This is a genomic window from Sutcliffiella sp. NPDC057660 (genome assembly GCF_042800035.1).
GTDB lineage: Bacteria > Bacillota > Bacilli > Bacillales > Bacillaceae_I > Sutcliffiella_A.
In genome coordinates, this window is sequence record NZ_JBHVHV010000004.1 from 124,617 (window position 1) to 138,353 (window position 13,737).

Sequence of the window (13,737 nt, forward strand, 5' to 3'; positions counted from 1 at the left end):
AAAACACGCCACGATTCATATGTGGCGTGTTTTTGTTATCCCTGAATTTTCTTGGCATGGATATTTACTTCCTCATCGTTTTGCTTCATCTTGTTGACCATATTGTGGAAGGCGCTCCACTTGGAAAGTTTATCAATGGCTTCTTCCTCTGATTTTACTCCTGTGACACGGAAAGAGTTGTCGTTCACAAAGACTTCATAGGCAGGCTGAAGTGCCTTCTGCTCTTTCCGCTTCTTTTCCCGCTCCATATGCCGACTGATCCGGCTCACGCTTTTTGCATCCTTTTTTAAGGAGGATCCGTCCTCGGCATATCTTGCCTTTTCCGATAAACTCTGATTCTTTGTCCGTAATGTGTTTTTACTCAAGGAAATACCCTCCTCATTGCTCTCGTGCAGTCGCTTTATGTGTATTACTTTGAGTTCTCTGATGTGCATGGACCAGACGCTGCGTATGCCCGATGGCACGATGCTCAGCATGGGACTTGAATAGAGCTTGTCTTTTTTCAAGCTTCTTCTTCAATCTTCTTTTCACATCAATTCCTCCCTCATCTCTTACTTTTACATACCCCATATCGTTTATATAAAACATAGAGATTGCTTTTTTGGAAAGTTCGTTGTAGTATATGTTTGTAACCTAACGAACGGTAGGTAGCCAAGAACAACAAGAAAGGTGCCGATAAATTTTGCCCCCTTCCACTTACGATAAAATAAAAAAAAGTGCACTCCAGCTTTTTGCCCAAAGAGGATACTATGGTACTTCTCTTAATGATGTCGCCAATTTGGTGGGAATTAAAAAGCCCTCCCTTTATGCGCATTTCAAGAACAAGGATGAACTATTTAAAACCGTCATTATTGAATTGGTGGATGTATTTACAAAAAAAATCACCATGACCTATCAAAATGCCAATCACCTGTCGACAAGAGAGCAATTGCTTGGAATGGTTACAAGCATGGTTGATTTTTGGAAGGACGAGGAGCTTGGGCTTCTTTACAAGCGCTCGATGCTTTTCCCGGAAGAACAATTTCAAGCGTTGACCTATGAAAAATTCAAACAGAGTGAAGCGCATACAACCGAGATCCTGAACAGGATATTCATCGAGGCCATCCGGACAGAACAAATAAATGAGCAGGAGATTCCACCATTGATTGATGCCTTTTATTGTTTAATAGATGGGCTTTTTGTCCAACGTTTTTTTTACCAGCCTGAAGAATATGAAGCAAAGGTTTCCCATGCTTTTGATCATTACTGGAAGGGAATACATCAAGGAGGAATTTAACATGCATTGGATCTTCATCTTTATAGCAGGACTACTTGAAATAGTTTGGGTGCTTGGACTGCGCTTTTCCAATGGCTTTACGGAGCTTGCGCCGAGCGTGGTTACGATTTTAACCCTTGCGGTCAGCTTTTACCTTTTCTCGAAATCTTTGAAGTTTTTGCCGATAGGAACAGCCTACGCCATTTTCACGGGCTTTGGAGCAGCAGGGACAGCAATTGTCGGTATACTTTTCTTTGAGGAATCTGCTGGTGCTTCTAAGCTTTTTTTCATAGGATTGATGCTTGCAGGAATTGTTGGATTGAAACTCACGACTCCTGCAGAAGTTCAAGGGGAGGAAGGATAATATGGCTTGGATCTATTTGACGATAGCAGGCTTTTGTGAAATTGGAGCTGTTCTTTCGCTTAAAAAGGCTGAAGGATTCAAGCGTCTCCTTCCTTCTTTCCTCTTTATTGTAATCGGAATGATGAGCTTTTACTTTCTTTCACTTTCATTGAAGGAAATACCGATGGGTACGGCCTATGCCATCTGGACAGGTATCGGTTCGGCGGGGAGTGTTCTTCTAGGCATGCTTCTATTCAAGGAATCAAAAAGCATCATCCGCATGCTCCTGCTTTCCATGATTATCATCGGGGTAGTGGGACTGAAAATAACCTCGTAGTGACAAGAGAAGCAACAGAAATTCGAAAAGGCTGGGACAAAAGTGTTTTAGTCTAATTAAAAGCCGAACTAATTTGAGTTTTCATTCAAATTAGTTCGGCTTTTTAAAAGTATTAAAATATTCGTTTAGGCTTTAGTTTACACTAGCGGTTGATTGGAGTGCAAGACGTAGACTCCTTGAAAATGCGAGCATTTTCTGCGTGCGATGCATGGCTTACGAAGCCTTCCTTGTCCTGCGGGAGCAGTGGCCAATGTGAACCCCGCAGGCGAAGCCCAGGAGGCTCACGGGTCACCCGCGGAAAGCGAAGTCTTGCACGGAAATCAATAGCGGTATTTAGAGCCGGCACATAAAGTCCCAGGCCCTTCAATTAATCCATTTCTTTTTCAGGTATTTGTATACTGCTGTCCTCTGATTTCGCAACCACGTAGGCCGCTACTGCATCACCTGTAATGTTGACAGCTGTTCTTGTCATATCTAGAAGGCGGTCGATTCCTAATATTAATGCGATACCCTCAACTGGAAGGTTTACAGATTGTAAAACCATCGCCAATAGGATAAATCCAACACCAGGTACACCGGCTGTCCCGATACTTGCTACAACCGCCAGGCCGACAACCGTAAGTAATTGCGTAAGTGACAGATCAATTCCATACACCTGTGCAATAAACACCGTTGCCACCCCTTGCATGATTGCCGTTCCGTCCATATTGATGGTCGCACCAAGCGGCTGAACAAAACTGCTTATACGCTTTGGCACACCAAGGTTTTCCTGGGCTACATCCATTGATACAGGAAGAGTGGCATTACTGCTTGAAGTACTGAATGCAACACTCATTGCGGGAACAAATCGTTTAAAGAATGTGATCGGGTTTACTTTACCCAGGAATAATGCTGCTCCACCATATGTTACAGTAAAGTGGATTAACAATGCCAGCACCACTACCATAAAATAGGCGCTCATCGCCTTGATAGCATCGATCCCAAGGCCGCCCACCGCAGAAGCGATCAGCCCGAATGCTCCATATGGCGCCGTTTTAATTACAACATGCACAAGGTACATGACGATATCATTGGCTTGTTCAAAGAAGGTTTTGACAACGGATGCCTTCTCTCCCAACGCATTTATGGCAAATCCAAGAAAGACCGCAAAAGCGATGATTTGAAGCATTTCCCCTTTTGCAAGAGCTTCTACCGGATTTTTAGGAATAATATTCAGCAGGGTCTCTTGGACAGGAGGCGCTTCTTCCGGAGCCTGATCTTCTGAAAGCTCATCAACAATCATATCTTCAAAGTTTCCTGCATTTCCAGGCTCGATGACAGAAGCCAATGTTAATCCGATAATTATGGCAATACAAGTCGTCACCAGGAAAAATAAAATTGTCTTAAGACCGATCGATCCCAATTTCTTTGTATCTCCCAATCCCACTACACCAAGTGTAATGGAGATAAGTACAATTGGAACAACCAGCATCGTAATTAAGTTAAGGAAAATGGTACCTAATGGCTGAAACAGGAATTTATCAAATGGTTCGTATAGGCTTGGCGCATAGAGATTAATAGCAAGACCAACTAGAATACCTACGATAAGTCCGATTAGTATTTTTTTCGTGAGTGATAATTTTTTCTTCTTTTTCACATGATGTTCCTCCCTTTTGCAATAGTGATATAATGTTTTTTTGAAGAAAATTACAGGAGATGTATGTAATTCACAAAAGGCGACTTTTTTCATTCTACGTCTAATATAATAATCTGTAAAGTGCGTTATGATAGATTAATTTATGCGCCATGTGTTATATTACAGAGATCAGGTACGAAAGTCGGGTTGTCATCTTTTCATATTTTTGATATAGTTAACAACGATTTTCTACTTTTATTTACCCATTAATTAAACTTTTATAGCATTCACAAATAGAAAAATTTTCATGCAGAAAGATGGAGGGGTTTTCGTTGAAATTACTTTGGAGAGTTATGGTGGCAATATTTGTTCTTATTGCAGCTAAAGTGGCCATCGATTCCTATCAGATTATCAAGGTAGCCGCCGCTGCAGATCACGTTCGGATCGACCCTGCCCTATACTTCAACCTGTCATACTTAATTTTCGGTTTTATCGGGCTGATGCTTTTCTCTGACATATTCAAGAAATTCATCAATAAAAGAAACAACCAGTTGAAGTTTTAAGCCACAAAAAGCAGGCATGATGCCTGCTTTTTTGATTTTAATCCACTTCACGTCCTCTGTACGCTTCATAGATTGCAAACCACTGCTGTCTGGACAGAGAAAGCCCCGTTGCCTCCACAGCCGCTCTTACACGTTCAATTTTCCCTGAGCCGACAATCGGAATGATTTTTGCGGGATGAGCTAACAGCCATGCATACAACACTTGATCGATCGAGGCAGCACCAATCTCCTCTTTTATCTGTTCAAGCACATTTCTTACCCTGACCACACCATCTTCCTGGCTTGTGAAAATCGAGCCTCCGCCAAGTGGCGACCAGGCCATTGGTGACACTCTCTCCTGCTGGCACAGCTCAATGGTTCCAGCTTCGAAATGCTCGAGATGTGTGGCAGAGATTTCGATTTGATTGGTCACTAACTTGAAATCCAAATAGGAGTTCAAAAGCTGATAAGCTCCAGGTTTGAAGTTCGATACTCCAAAGCTTTTCACTTTTCCTGACTCCTTAAGAGCAGTGAAGGCTTCTGCTACCTCCTCCGGGTTCATGAATGGATCCGGTCTATGGATGAGCAGTAAATCTAGATAATCCGTTTGGAGGTTCTTCAAAGATCTTTCAACCGACAGGGTAATATGCTCTTTGCTTGTATCATAATATTTGATTTTATGCTCCGGTCTATTGGATGAAATAAGCTTGATGCCGCACTTGGTTACCAGCTCCATTTCATCTCTCAGAGAGGGTTTGAGGGCCAAAGCTTCACCAAACTTTTCTTCCACCATATAATTCCCATAAATATCTGCATGATCGAACGTGGTCACGCCCGTTTCCAGACACTGTTCCATAAAAGAGAGTGTTTGCTCGTTCGAATAATTCCATTCCTGCAATCTCCACATCCCATGGACAATCCTGGAAATTGAAACTTCTTTAGACAAGTGTATCTTTTCCATTTTTAGCCACTCCTTTTTTTCTACAATTTGGATTATACTAGCTTGCCGGAGAATTTACCAATTTAATTGATACAAGGATTCCATTAATAAAACAAAACTTTTTTCCTATGTGATGCATGTAAAGATATACATCTGTTCTACTATTGATTAGAATAAAAGATAGATAAAAATTGACAAAAAGTGAGGATACTACCATGTCTACACAAGTACACTATAAGATCGGGAAGAAAATGCTAGATTCAGAGATTGAACTATCAGAAAGAATATTGAATGAAATAAGGCTTGCCTATCCTGAAATTTCGGAATACCGGGATCCACATCATCAGGCGGAAATAAAAGAAATCTTCCAGACTCTTATCAAATTTATTGGGAAGTACGTGCAGGACCCGGTGAATACATTATTGGATGAGGCAAAAGACTGGGGTGAATCCGTCGGGATCATGTCTGTTCAGGCTGGCGGCTCCTTGGAGAATGCATTATCCAATATGACGCTGTATAAGCGGGCACTATGGACCTTCATTCAGGAGGAAGGTGCCAAAGAAGGCATTCACCTCAATCAACTTACTGAAATTTTCATCCACATTGATGAGATTTTCAATATCATCGTCTATGGTTTCAGCCATGCATTCACTGTTGCAACCGAACAGAAGATACAGGATACCCGGACCAGTTTCATCAGACTTTCCATCCCGATCGTGCCACTTTTTGAAGGTCTTGCGGTTCTGCCTTTAGTTGGGGAAATAGATGAGCTAAGAGCAAGCATCTTGATTGAAGAGACTTTGCAGAAAAGCAAGAACTTGTCCATCAATAAGTTGATTATTGACTTTTCAGGCGTATATAATTTGGATCAGACGGTAGTGCACACATTAGATCTGCTTATCCGTTCCCTGAAATTAATCGGGATTACACCGATCATTACCGGGTTACGACCGGAACTCAGCCTGCAATTCATCTCCACTGGGGTGAGTTTGACAGATATCCAGATTACAGGTTCCATCGAACAGATTCTCCAGGATTTCCAATTGAACAAATAGGAGCCGCGGTTGTTGCAGCTCTTTTTTTATTTTTTGATTGTAATATACTTAAAGATGGATTATGATAGATTTATCAAAAAACACAAAATACAGTTATTTGAATATGCAAAACAACTACATATAGTATTAATGCGAAAAAGGTGTCTTTAACGAGACTTAATAGGGAATCCGGTGAAAATCCGGGACTGTCCCCGCAACTGTAAGTGCAGACGAATTGAATCACCACTGTATAAGTAGGCTTAACGGCTCTTATATGGGAAGGGTCAATGTAGGAAGAAGCACAAGTCAGGAGACCTGCCTTTTCGATCTAGTTTCTTATTCTTCGGGAGTTGAGATGATGAAACGGTGCTAGAAGCTTGCATGAATCAATACCCCTTCCCTATTGAGTTGGAGGTATTTTCCATGTCGTATTCTAATATCGTTTGATCCACTCAGGCCCTGGGTGGATTTTTTTTATTAGGCTCTTTTCGTAAAGTGTATTGCTTATGTCCGTAAAAAATCGGCATTTGGATTTTTTACAGCATATTTCCCTGTATTATTCAAAAGAAAATAATACTACATGGGAAAAGAGCACGAAAGCAAGTAATGTTACGTGTTTGCGTGGGATACGTCAAAAGCAACAATGCATGCGAAAACAGCCTTTTATTATTGCGAAACGGAGTGAACGGCTTATGATTACTTCAACTTTAAATAATACGAACAAGACATTGGACAGCAAGGATTGGATCCTTGGTATATTGGACGAGTTCCCCCACCTGGAAACAGAATCCTTCAATGAAAAAGCAGCTAAGCTGGTTGGAAACCAAAATACGGAAATCTATAAGCATCTAACCTTGGAGGCGATTGGCTACATTTCGGAGAGTGAGCCGGATTGGACCTTTGTCGCGGAACGGATCCTTTTGAAACAATTATACGAGGAAGCATGCAAGACACGAGGCACTGATACCCCCTATGATAATTTCCATTACCTGTTGCATTCCTTGGTGGAAGTGGGCATTTTTGATCGGGCACTTTTGGAATCATATAGCACAGAAGAAATAAAGGAATTGGAAAAGTCCATCGATCCCGAAAAGGACAAGCTTTTTACATACATCGGGCTCAAGACGCTTGCAGACCGTTATCTGTCCCGTGGCTACAACAAGGCTCTGTGGGAGCTTCCGCAGGAAAGATTCATGATTATTGCCATGACCTTGATGGCCAAGGAAGAAAACAATCGTCTTGCCCTGGTAAAAGAGGCATACTGGGCACTAAGCAACCTGTATATGACAGTCGCGACACCCACCTTCTCCAATGCCGGGAAAAGCTATGGCCAGCTATCGAGCTGTTTCATTGATACTGTGGATGATAGTTTACAAGGAATCTATGACAGTAACACAGATATTGCCAATCTATCAAAGTCAGGTGGCGGAATCGGCGTGTATTTAGGAAAAATCCGCAGTCGAGGAAGTGATATCCGAGGCTTTAAGGGTGTATCGAGTGGGGTCATTCCCTGGATGAAGCAGTTGAACAATACCGCTGTAAGTGTAGATCAACTTGGACAGCGCAAAGGGGCCATCTCTGTATATTTGGATGTCTGGCATAAGGATATATTCCCTTTTCTCGACAGCAAGCTAAATAATGGCGATGAGCGGGTGCGTACCCATGATCTATTCACAGGTGTATGCCTTCCCGATGTATTTATGGAACAAGTGGAAAGCCGTGGCGACTGGTACCTGTTCGACCCACATGAAGTAAGAAATGTGATGGGCTATTCGCTCGAGGATTATTTTGATGAACAAAAAGGCGAGGGCAGCTTCCGTGATAAGTATTGGGAGTGTGTGCACCATCCTTCCCTGCATCATGATAAGGTGCCTGCCATCGATGTCATGAAAAGCATCATGCGGGGCCAGCTTGAAACAGGAAGTCCGTTTATGTTCTATCGTGACGAGGTCAATCGTACGAACCCCAACCATCACCTTGGGATGATCTATTGCACCAACCTTTGTACAGAAATCACCCAGAACCAAAGTGCCACCACCACGAACCAGCAATTTGTAAAGGACGGGGCGATAGTGACGGTGAAGACACCAGGGGACTTTGTTGTATGCAACCTCTCCTCCATCAATCTTGCGCGGGCAATCCCTGCAAAAGTCCTAAAAAGATTAGTAGCAATTCAGGTCCGGATGCTCGACAATGTCATTGATCTTAACAACATTCCGGTCCTTCAAGCAAAGCTGACCAATGAGAAATACCGTGCGATCGGATTGGGAACATTCGGATGGCATCATCTTCTTGCCTTGGAGGGAATCAAATGGGAAAGTGAAGATGCGGTACAATTTGCAGACTCACTCTATAGAGAAATCGCCTTTTATACGATTGGGGCAAGTGCAGCCTTAGCAAAGGAAAAAGGGGCATACCCAGCATTTGAAGGCTCCGATTGGCATACGGGAGAGTATTTCAGTAAAAGAGGTTACCAAACAGATGACCTTTTTGATTGGGGAGCCTTACAGGATCAAATAGCCTTAGACGGCATCCGAAACGGCTATCTCATGGCAGTGGCCCCAAATGCGACCACCTCTATTATCGCAGGCAGCACAGCAAGCATCGATCCCATTTTCCTGAAAGTGTACTCCGAGGAAAAAAAGGATTACAAAATTCCGGTGACTGCCCCTGATTTGAATGCAAGCACCACTTGGTTCTATAAATCTGCCTACCATATCGACCAGCATTGGAGCATCGCCCAGAATGCGGCCAGACAGAAGCATATTGACCAGGCGATTTCCTTTAACCTGTATGTTACCAATGGGATCAAGGCAAAGGCGCTCCTAGATCTGCATCTGGAAGCATGGAAGCAGGGATTGAAGACTACCTACTATGTCAGGTCCACGTCAAAGGAAATAGAAGAATGCGATTCATGCGCAAGCTGATAACTGAGGAGGAAAAACGATGACCGCAACACTTACTTCACGATTACTGATGGACGCAACCGCTCCAAACCGATCGACGAAAATAATAAACGGCCAAAGCTCGAACGTGCTGAACTGGGACGATGTCGCCTTTTCCTGGGCCTATCCCAAATATAAAAAAATGCTCGCAAACTTCTGGTCGCCTTTTGAAATAAATATGTCCCAGGATATCAAACAGTTTCCCGAGCTTTCGCCTGATGAAAAGGATGCCTTCCTGAAAATCATCGGACTTCTTGCATTGTTGGATAGCATACAAACGGATTACGCAGGAAAAGTGGCGGACTATTTAACCGATTCCAGCTTGAATGCACTGATGATCATGCTCGCCCAGCAGGAGGTCATTCATAACCATTCCTATTCCTATGTATTGTCAAGTCTGGTTTCCCGGACAAAACAGGAAGAGGTTTTTGAATACTGGCGGTCTGAACCGACACTCCGAAAAAGAAACGACTTTATCACAAATGGTTATGCCGCATTTGCAGATAAGCCGGATGTGGAGAGCTTTCTTCATTCCATCGTCTACGATGTAATTTTGGAAGGACTGTTTTTCTATTCGGGATTCGCATTTTTCTATCATCTGGCAAGACAGCAGAAAATGGTCGCATCCAGCACCATGATCAATTACATCAACCGGGATGAGCAGATACATGTGGACCTATTCGTAAAAATCTTCAAAGAGGTGCTGGTGGAGTATCCGGAATATGATACAGATGAATTGGCAAGCATTGTCACCCAAACCTTTGTCGAGGCAGCAGAGCTTGAAATCGACTGGGCAAGGCATATCCTCGGAGATAAAATTGCAGGGATAGATATAGAGGAAGTTGAGGCCTATATTAGATTCTATGCCAATGTACGATGCAATCAGCTCGGCTACGCACGCCCCTTCGAAGGATACCGCTCCAACCCTTTGAAATGGATCAAGGCATACGAAGAGGTCGACCTTGGCAAATCAGACTTTTTCGAACAGAAATCCCGGCAGTACACAAAAGTGAATGTTGTGGACAATGGGTTTGATGAGCTTTGATTTTATAGATAAAAGCCGGTAGCTGAGTTATAACTCGCTACCGGCTTTTTCTCACCAAGGCTCTTTACTTAAAGTTTGTTGTATTACGCCCGTAAAAAATCGGCACTTGGATTTTTTACAGCATCTCTACGCTTAATATTCAAAGTAATAAAGTATGTACTACACAGAAAAGAGCACGAGGACTAGTAATATAACGTGTTAACTTTGAGTACGTAAAAAGAAACAATTTATGCGAAAGCAGCCTTCACCAAACCGGATAAAAGAAAATGGACACACTCAGATACACTACCCCCAGCACCACATAGCCGATATACTGCTGTTTGTGCGAGAGCCAGACTTCCAAGCCTCTCATGAGAAAAGCCAGGCTCACCAGACAGAACATCCATCCGAGATACAATGTGTTATCTGTGTAGACACCAATACCACCAATAATCAGTCCAGAAAAAAATAAAAGCAGCTGCAGCATAACAAATGGCTTATTTCGTGATTTTATATCCTTGAACATCGACCTTCCCCCTTGTTTTGGTGCGAAAAATAAAGAGTTTTATTTATGTATATATTTATTTTAACAGAATTTTTCGAGAAAAGTCGTTCTTGTGTGATAATCGGTCAGGTCTTATTGCTGGGGGTATGGTAGTGGGATGAAAACTCAGATTCGTGCCGTTTAACAGACTAATACAATCGGGTGACGGTACGAATCGCACCTTTTCGTACCGCCTGACAGACATATACCTGGGGGTGACGGCACGTATCACTCCTTTTCGTACCGCCTGACAGACAAATACCCTCGGGGGACGGTACGAATCACTCCCTTTCGTACCGCTTAACAGGCAAATACCCTCGGGGGACGGTACGAATCACTCCCTTTCGTACCGCTTAACAGGCAAATACCCTCGGGGGACGGTACGAATCACACACTTTCGTACCGCCTAACAGGCAAATACCCTCGGGGGACGGTACGAATCACACCTTTCGTACCGCCTAACAGACAAATACCTGCAGGTGACGGCACGTATCACTCCTTTTCGTACTGCCTAACAGGCAAATACCTTCGGGGGACGGCACATAAAAAAGCCCACACCTGGCACATCCTCTCCAGCTGCAGGCTCCCCCACTTCACTTCTTTTTATAGAACACCCTCGAAGCTATCAGCCCAATCAGCCCCAAAGCAATAAAAAGAATCGCTTTAAACTGAATTGAAATAAACGGCAGATCCAGCAGAATAAGCTTTACAAGCGTCAATACCAATAATCCTACACCAATGTATTTTGCAAGATTGAACCTCTTCCATATGCCCAATCCAATGAATACAACGGCTTGTGTCATCCAGGCAAAGCTAAGCCACAGTGTCTGGTTTTCATAGGCCAGATCACTTGTCACTGCCATCGTAAGCTGTGTTACAAACACCAACGTGAAGAAGGTGAATAGCAGACCTCCAATGGTCAACGTCCTTTTCCGCACATCCTGATTAAACTGCCAGACAATCCAGATCCCGAGCCCAAACGTCACCAATAGAATCAGCCACTGCACTGTCTCGAAGGATAAAGGTTCCATAATGGGATCTACTAAAACCATCATCGTCCCTATCAGGAAGATAAATAAGGACAGCACCTTACTCGCCAAGCTATTGTATCTGAAAGCTGCATAATACGCCCCGATACCCTGGAGCAGAAGCAAGGCCCCCAAATATTCATCTGAAAAGAAATGGAAGAAGAAGAAGAACATAAACAATAATCCGTTAATAGCAAGCTGATCGACTTTATGCTTCTGCTGCTTCCATAGGAAACTCAATACTGCATATGTTGAAATTCCAAAAAGCAGATAAAGGGTAATGGAAAGGTCCTGGAATATCCCATACACCCATGTGTACGTAATAAATACACTACTAAATACTGTGCCAGCCTGTACCTTCATGAAATGCTCCGTTGTCAGGAAGAAATAAAGGAGTACTGCATGCTGAATGATAATGGCTGTCGTCAGCAGATAACTTCCTTCCACTTCCGGTGAAAATGCATAATAAAAAAGCAAAGCTCCATTTAATAATAAAAAGGAAGCCACATACAAGTAAAGAAACCGAAGCCGAATAGCAAGAAACAGAAACACAAGGAACAGCACAGTTTCATATCCGACGAATATGTAGATGGACGGATTGGTGCTCTCAATCAAAAACGGTACAAGAAATCCTCCTACCACACTGATGATTGCGAGTGCTTGAGAGGAAAATCGCGTCGTCAACCAGACGCCGCCTATGATCCATATAACCTGAAGGATAAAAGCCGATATCGGTCCAATCATGCCGTATAGACTATGCATGGCAAAAGTGGCAAGGATGAGCACCGCTATGCCGCCACCAAGCAGGACCTGCCCCAATACTTCCCGCTTATGATTCATCTGCTTGTATCCGATAAAAAGCAAAACCGCTGATGTAAGATAGCCAAGACTAATCTTGACCCAATCATTTAACCAGCCATAATCAGATGCTGCTTTAAATCCCCATACCACACCGACTATAAATACGAAAATGAAAATACGGGGAAGCCAGGTTTGCAGAAGGATCTTTTCCCAGTCCCTCGGTTCTGTCTTAAAAGGATCGGGTATCGTCTTCCTATTGATAAACGATTCCTGCCTTCCGCTTTTATCTGATTGTGAAATTTGCGCGGCTGGCTTGATCGGCACTTTTCTGAAACCATCCTCCACTGGACGTTCCTCTATGTTCTTCACCTTCGCCTGCAAAAGTGATAGCTCTTGTTCCAAGACTTTCAGCTTTTCTTCCAGCGCGTCAATTTTGGACTCCTGATCCATATACTCACTCCAATATTAAGACATTGGCATTGCAATTGGTAATTACAACCATAACTCCATCTTACTATTAGAAATGCGCCTGTCAACAACTAGAACAATTTAAAATACTGCAGGGCAATGATTGCAATGCCCAATATCCATACGTATACTGCAAACATGCGCAAGGAGTGCTTTTTCAAATAATTGATCATCCATTTGACGGCAAAATAGCCGAAAAGGCAGGACGAAAGTATGCCGACCATCAATGCCAGAAGTGAAATATCCTCTTTACCTGTCTGGGCGACCTCCACAGTCTGAAGGAATACAGCTCCCGCGATGGCTGGAGTGGATAACAGAAAGGAAAAGTAAGCTGCTGTTTCGCGGCCAAGCTTCCGGAATAAGCCTGCCACAATCGTCAGACCGGATCGTGATATGGCTGGAAAAATCGCGGCAGCCTGAAAAGATCCGATGAACAGAGCATCCTTCCACGAAATATCCTCCATTTTCTTAGCGCCCTGTTTGATGCTGTCTGCAAACCATAAAAATGCTCCTGTGATCAGAAATTCCCATCCGATGGTAGCACCTGTTTTGGAAATCTCCTCAAAATAATCCTTAAAGGTCAAACCAATGACAACCGCCGGAATGGTACCGATAATCAAAAGAAAAGAAAGCTTATGAAAGGGGTTGCGAAAAATTTTTGCAAACTCTTCCCTGTAAAAGTACAACACGGCGACCAATGTTCCAAAGTGCAGCATGGTATCCAATAAGAGGCCAGCCTCCTGTAGCCCGAAAAGATTTCTGCCTAAATACAGATGTCCTGTACTTGAAATTGGCAGGAACTCTGTCAACCCTTGAATGATACCAAGTATGAATGCCTCTATTTTAGACAAAATAGCTCCC

Annotated in this window: 14 protein-coding genes and 1 riboswitch; of the genes, 7 read left to right on the plus strand and 7 right to left on the minus strand. The window is 43.1% G+C overall.

What is annotated here, in order from left to right; all coding sequences use genetic code 11:
• Positions 1–35: 35 nt before the first annotated feature.
• Together ACFVAD_RS05260 and ACFVAD_RS05265 are read right to left on the minus strand one after the other, a co-directional pair.
• The gene (locus ACFVAD_RS05260; protein ID WP_386636833.1) at positions 36–365 is read right to left on the minus strand and encodes a hypothetical protein; all 330 of its coding nucleotides are present in this window, start codon (positions 363–365) and stop codon (positions 36–38) included.
• A 13-nt stretch (positions 366–378) separates the two neighbouring features.
• Positions 379–531: a hypothetical protein gene (locus ACFVAD_RS05265; protein ID WP_386636836.1), complete on the minus strand. Its 153-nt coding sequence runs from the start codon at positions 529–531 to the stop codon at positions 379–381.
• 151 nt (positions 532–682) lie between these two features.
• Between ACFVAD_RS05265 and ACFVAD_RS05270 the strand changes: the two genes are divergently transcribed.
• From ACFVAD_RS05270 to ACFVAD_RS05280, 3 genes are read left to right on the plus strand one after another with little or no spacing between them, the layout of a single operon-like run.
• Positions 683–1,276, plus strand: coding sequence for a TetR/AcrR family transcriptional regulator (locus ACFVAD_RS05270; protein WP_386636838.1), 594 nt, complete (start codon positions 683–685; stop codon positions 1,274–1,276).
• A gap of 1 nt (position 1,277) precedes the next feature.
• Positions 1,278–1,619, plus strand: a complete 342-nt coding sequence (locus ACFVAD_RS05275) for a DMT family transporter (RefSeq protein WP_386636840.1) — start codon at positions 1,278–1,280, stop codon at positions 1,617–1,619.
• Between the two features lies 1 nt (position 1,620).
• The gene (locus ACFVAD_RS05280; protein WP_386636842.1) at positions 1,621–1,935 is read left to right on the plus strand and encodes a DMT family transporter; all 315 of its coding nucleotides are present in this window, start codon (positions 1,621–1,623) and stop codon (positions 1,933–1,935) included.
• Between the two features lie 367 nt (positions 1,936–2,302).
• Here the strand turns inward: ACFVAD_RS05280 and ACFVAD_RS05285 are convergent, their stop codons facing one another.
• Positions 2,303–3,571: a dicarboxylate/amino acid:cation symporter gene (locus tag ACFVAD_RS05285; protein ID WP_386636844.1), complete on the minus strand. Its 1,269-nt coding sequence runs from the start codon at positions 3,569–3,571 to the stop codon at positions 2,303–2,305.
• A gap of 311 nt (positions 3,572–3,882) precedes the next feature.
• Here ACFVAD_RS05285 and ACFVAD_RS05290 point away from each other — a divergent pair, with 311 nt between their 5' ends.
• On the plus strand, positions 3,883–4,113 hold the full coding sequence (locus ACFVAD_RS05290) for a hypothetical protein (protein ID WP_386636846.1): 231 nt from the start codon (positions 3,883–3,885) through the stop codon (positions 4,111–4,113).
• A 37-nt stretch (positions 4,114–4,150) separates the two neighbouring features.
• On the opposite strand, the gene ACFVAD_RS05295 is transcribed toward ACFVAD_RS05290, so the two are convergent.
• On the minus strand, positions 4,151–5,053 hold the full coding sequence (locus ACFVAD_RS05295; RefSeq protein WP_386636848.1) for an aldo/keto reductase: 903 nt from the start codon (positions 5,051–5,053) through the stop codon (positions 4,151–4,153).
• A 194-nt stretch (positions 5,054–5,247) separates the two neighbouring features.
• On the opposite strand from ACFVAD_RS05295, the gene ACFVAD_RS05300 reads away from it, so the two are divergent.
• From ACFVAD_RS05300 to ACFVAD_RS05310, 3 genes are all read left to right on the plus strand, one after another.
• Entirely contained in the window at positions 5,248–6,087 is an 840-nt protein-coding gene (locus ACFVAD_RS05300; RefSeq protein WP_386636850.1) for an STAS domain-containing protein, read from the plus strand.
• A 121-nt stretch (positions 6,088–6,208) separates the two neighbouring features.
• Positions 6,209–6,403: riboswitch (cobalamin riboswitch) on the plus strand.
• 355 nt (positions 6,404–6,758) lie between these two features.
• Positions 6,759–8,993, plus strand: coding sequence for a ribonucleoside-diphosphate reductase subunit alpha (locus tag ACFVAD_RS05305; protein ID WP_386636852.1), 2,235 nt, complete (start codon positions 6,759–6,761; stop codon positions 8,991–8,993).
• 19 nt (positions 8,994–9,012) lie between these two features.
• Positions 9,013–10,056: a ribonucleotide-diphosphate reductase subunit beta gene (locus ACFVAD_RS05310; protein ID WP_386636854.1), complete on the plus strand. Its 1,044-nt coding sequence runs from the start codon at positions 9,013–9,015 to the stop codon at positions 10,054–10,056.
• A 244-nt stretch (positions 10,057–10,300) separates the two neighbouring features.
• On the opposite strand, the gene ACFVAD_RS05315 is transcribed toward ACFVAD_RS05310, so the two are convergent.
• The 3 genes from ACFVAD_RS05315 to ACFVAD_RS05325 all read right to left on the minus strand — a co-directional run bounded on the left by ACFVAD_RS05315 (position 10,301) and on the right by ACFVAD_RS05325 (position 13,727).
• Positions 10,301–10,561, minus strand: coding sequence for a hypothetical protein (locus ACFVAD_RS05315; protein WP_386636857.1), 261 nt, complete (start codon positions 10,559–10,561; stop codon positions 10,301–10,303).
• A 611-nt stretch (positions 10,562–11,172) separates the two neighbouring features.
• Positions 11,173–12,858 (minus strand): DUF2339 domain-containing protein, encoded by a 1,686-nt coding sequence (locus ACFVAD_RS05320; RefSeq protein ID WP_386636859.1) that lies wholly within the window; start codon positions 12,856–12,858, stop codon positions 11,173–11,175.
• An 89-nt stretch (positions 12,859–12,947) separates the two neighbouring features.
• On the minus strand, positions 12,948–13,727 hold the full coding sequence (locus ACFVAD_RS05325; RefSeq protein ID WP_386636861.1) for an undecaprenyl-diphosphate phosphatase: 780 nt from the start codon (positions 13,725–13,727) through the stop codon (positions 12,948–12,950).
• Positions 13,728–13,737 lie beyond the last annotated feature (10 nt).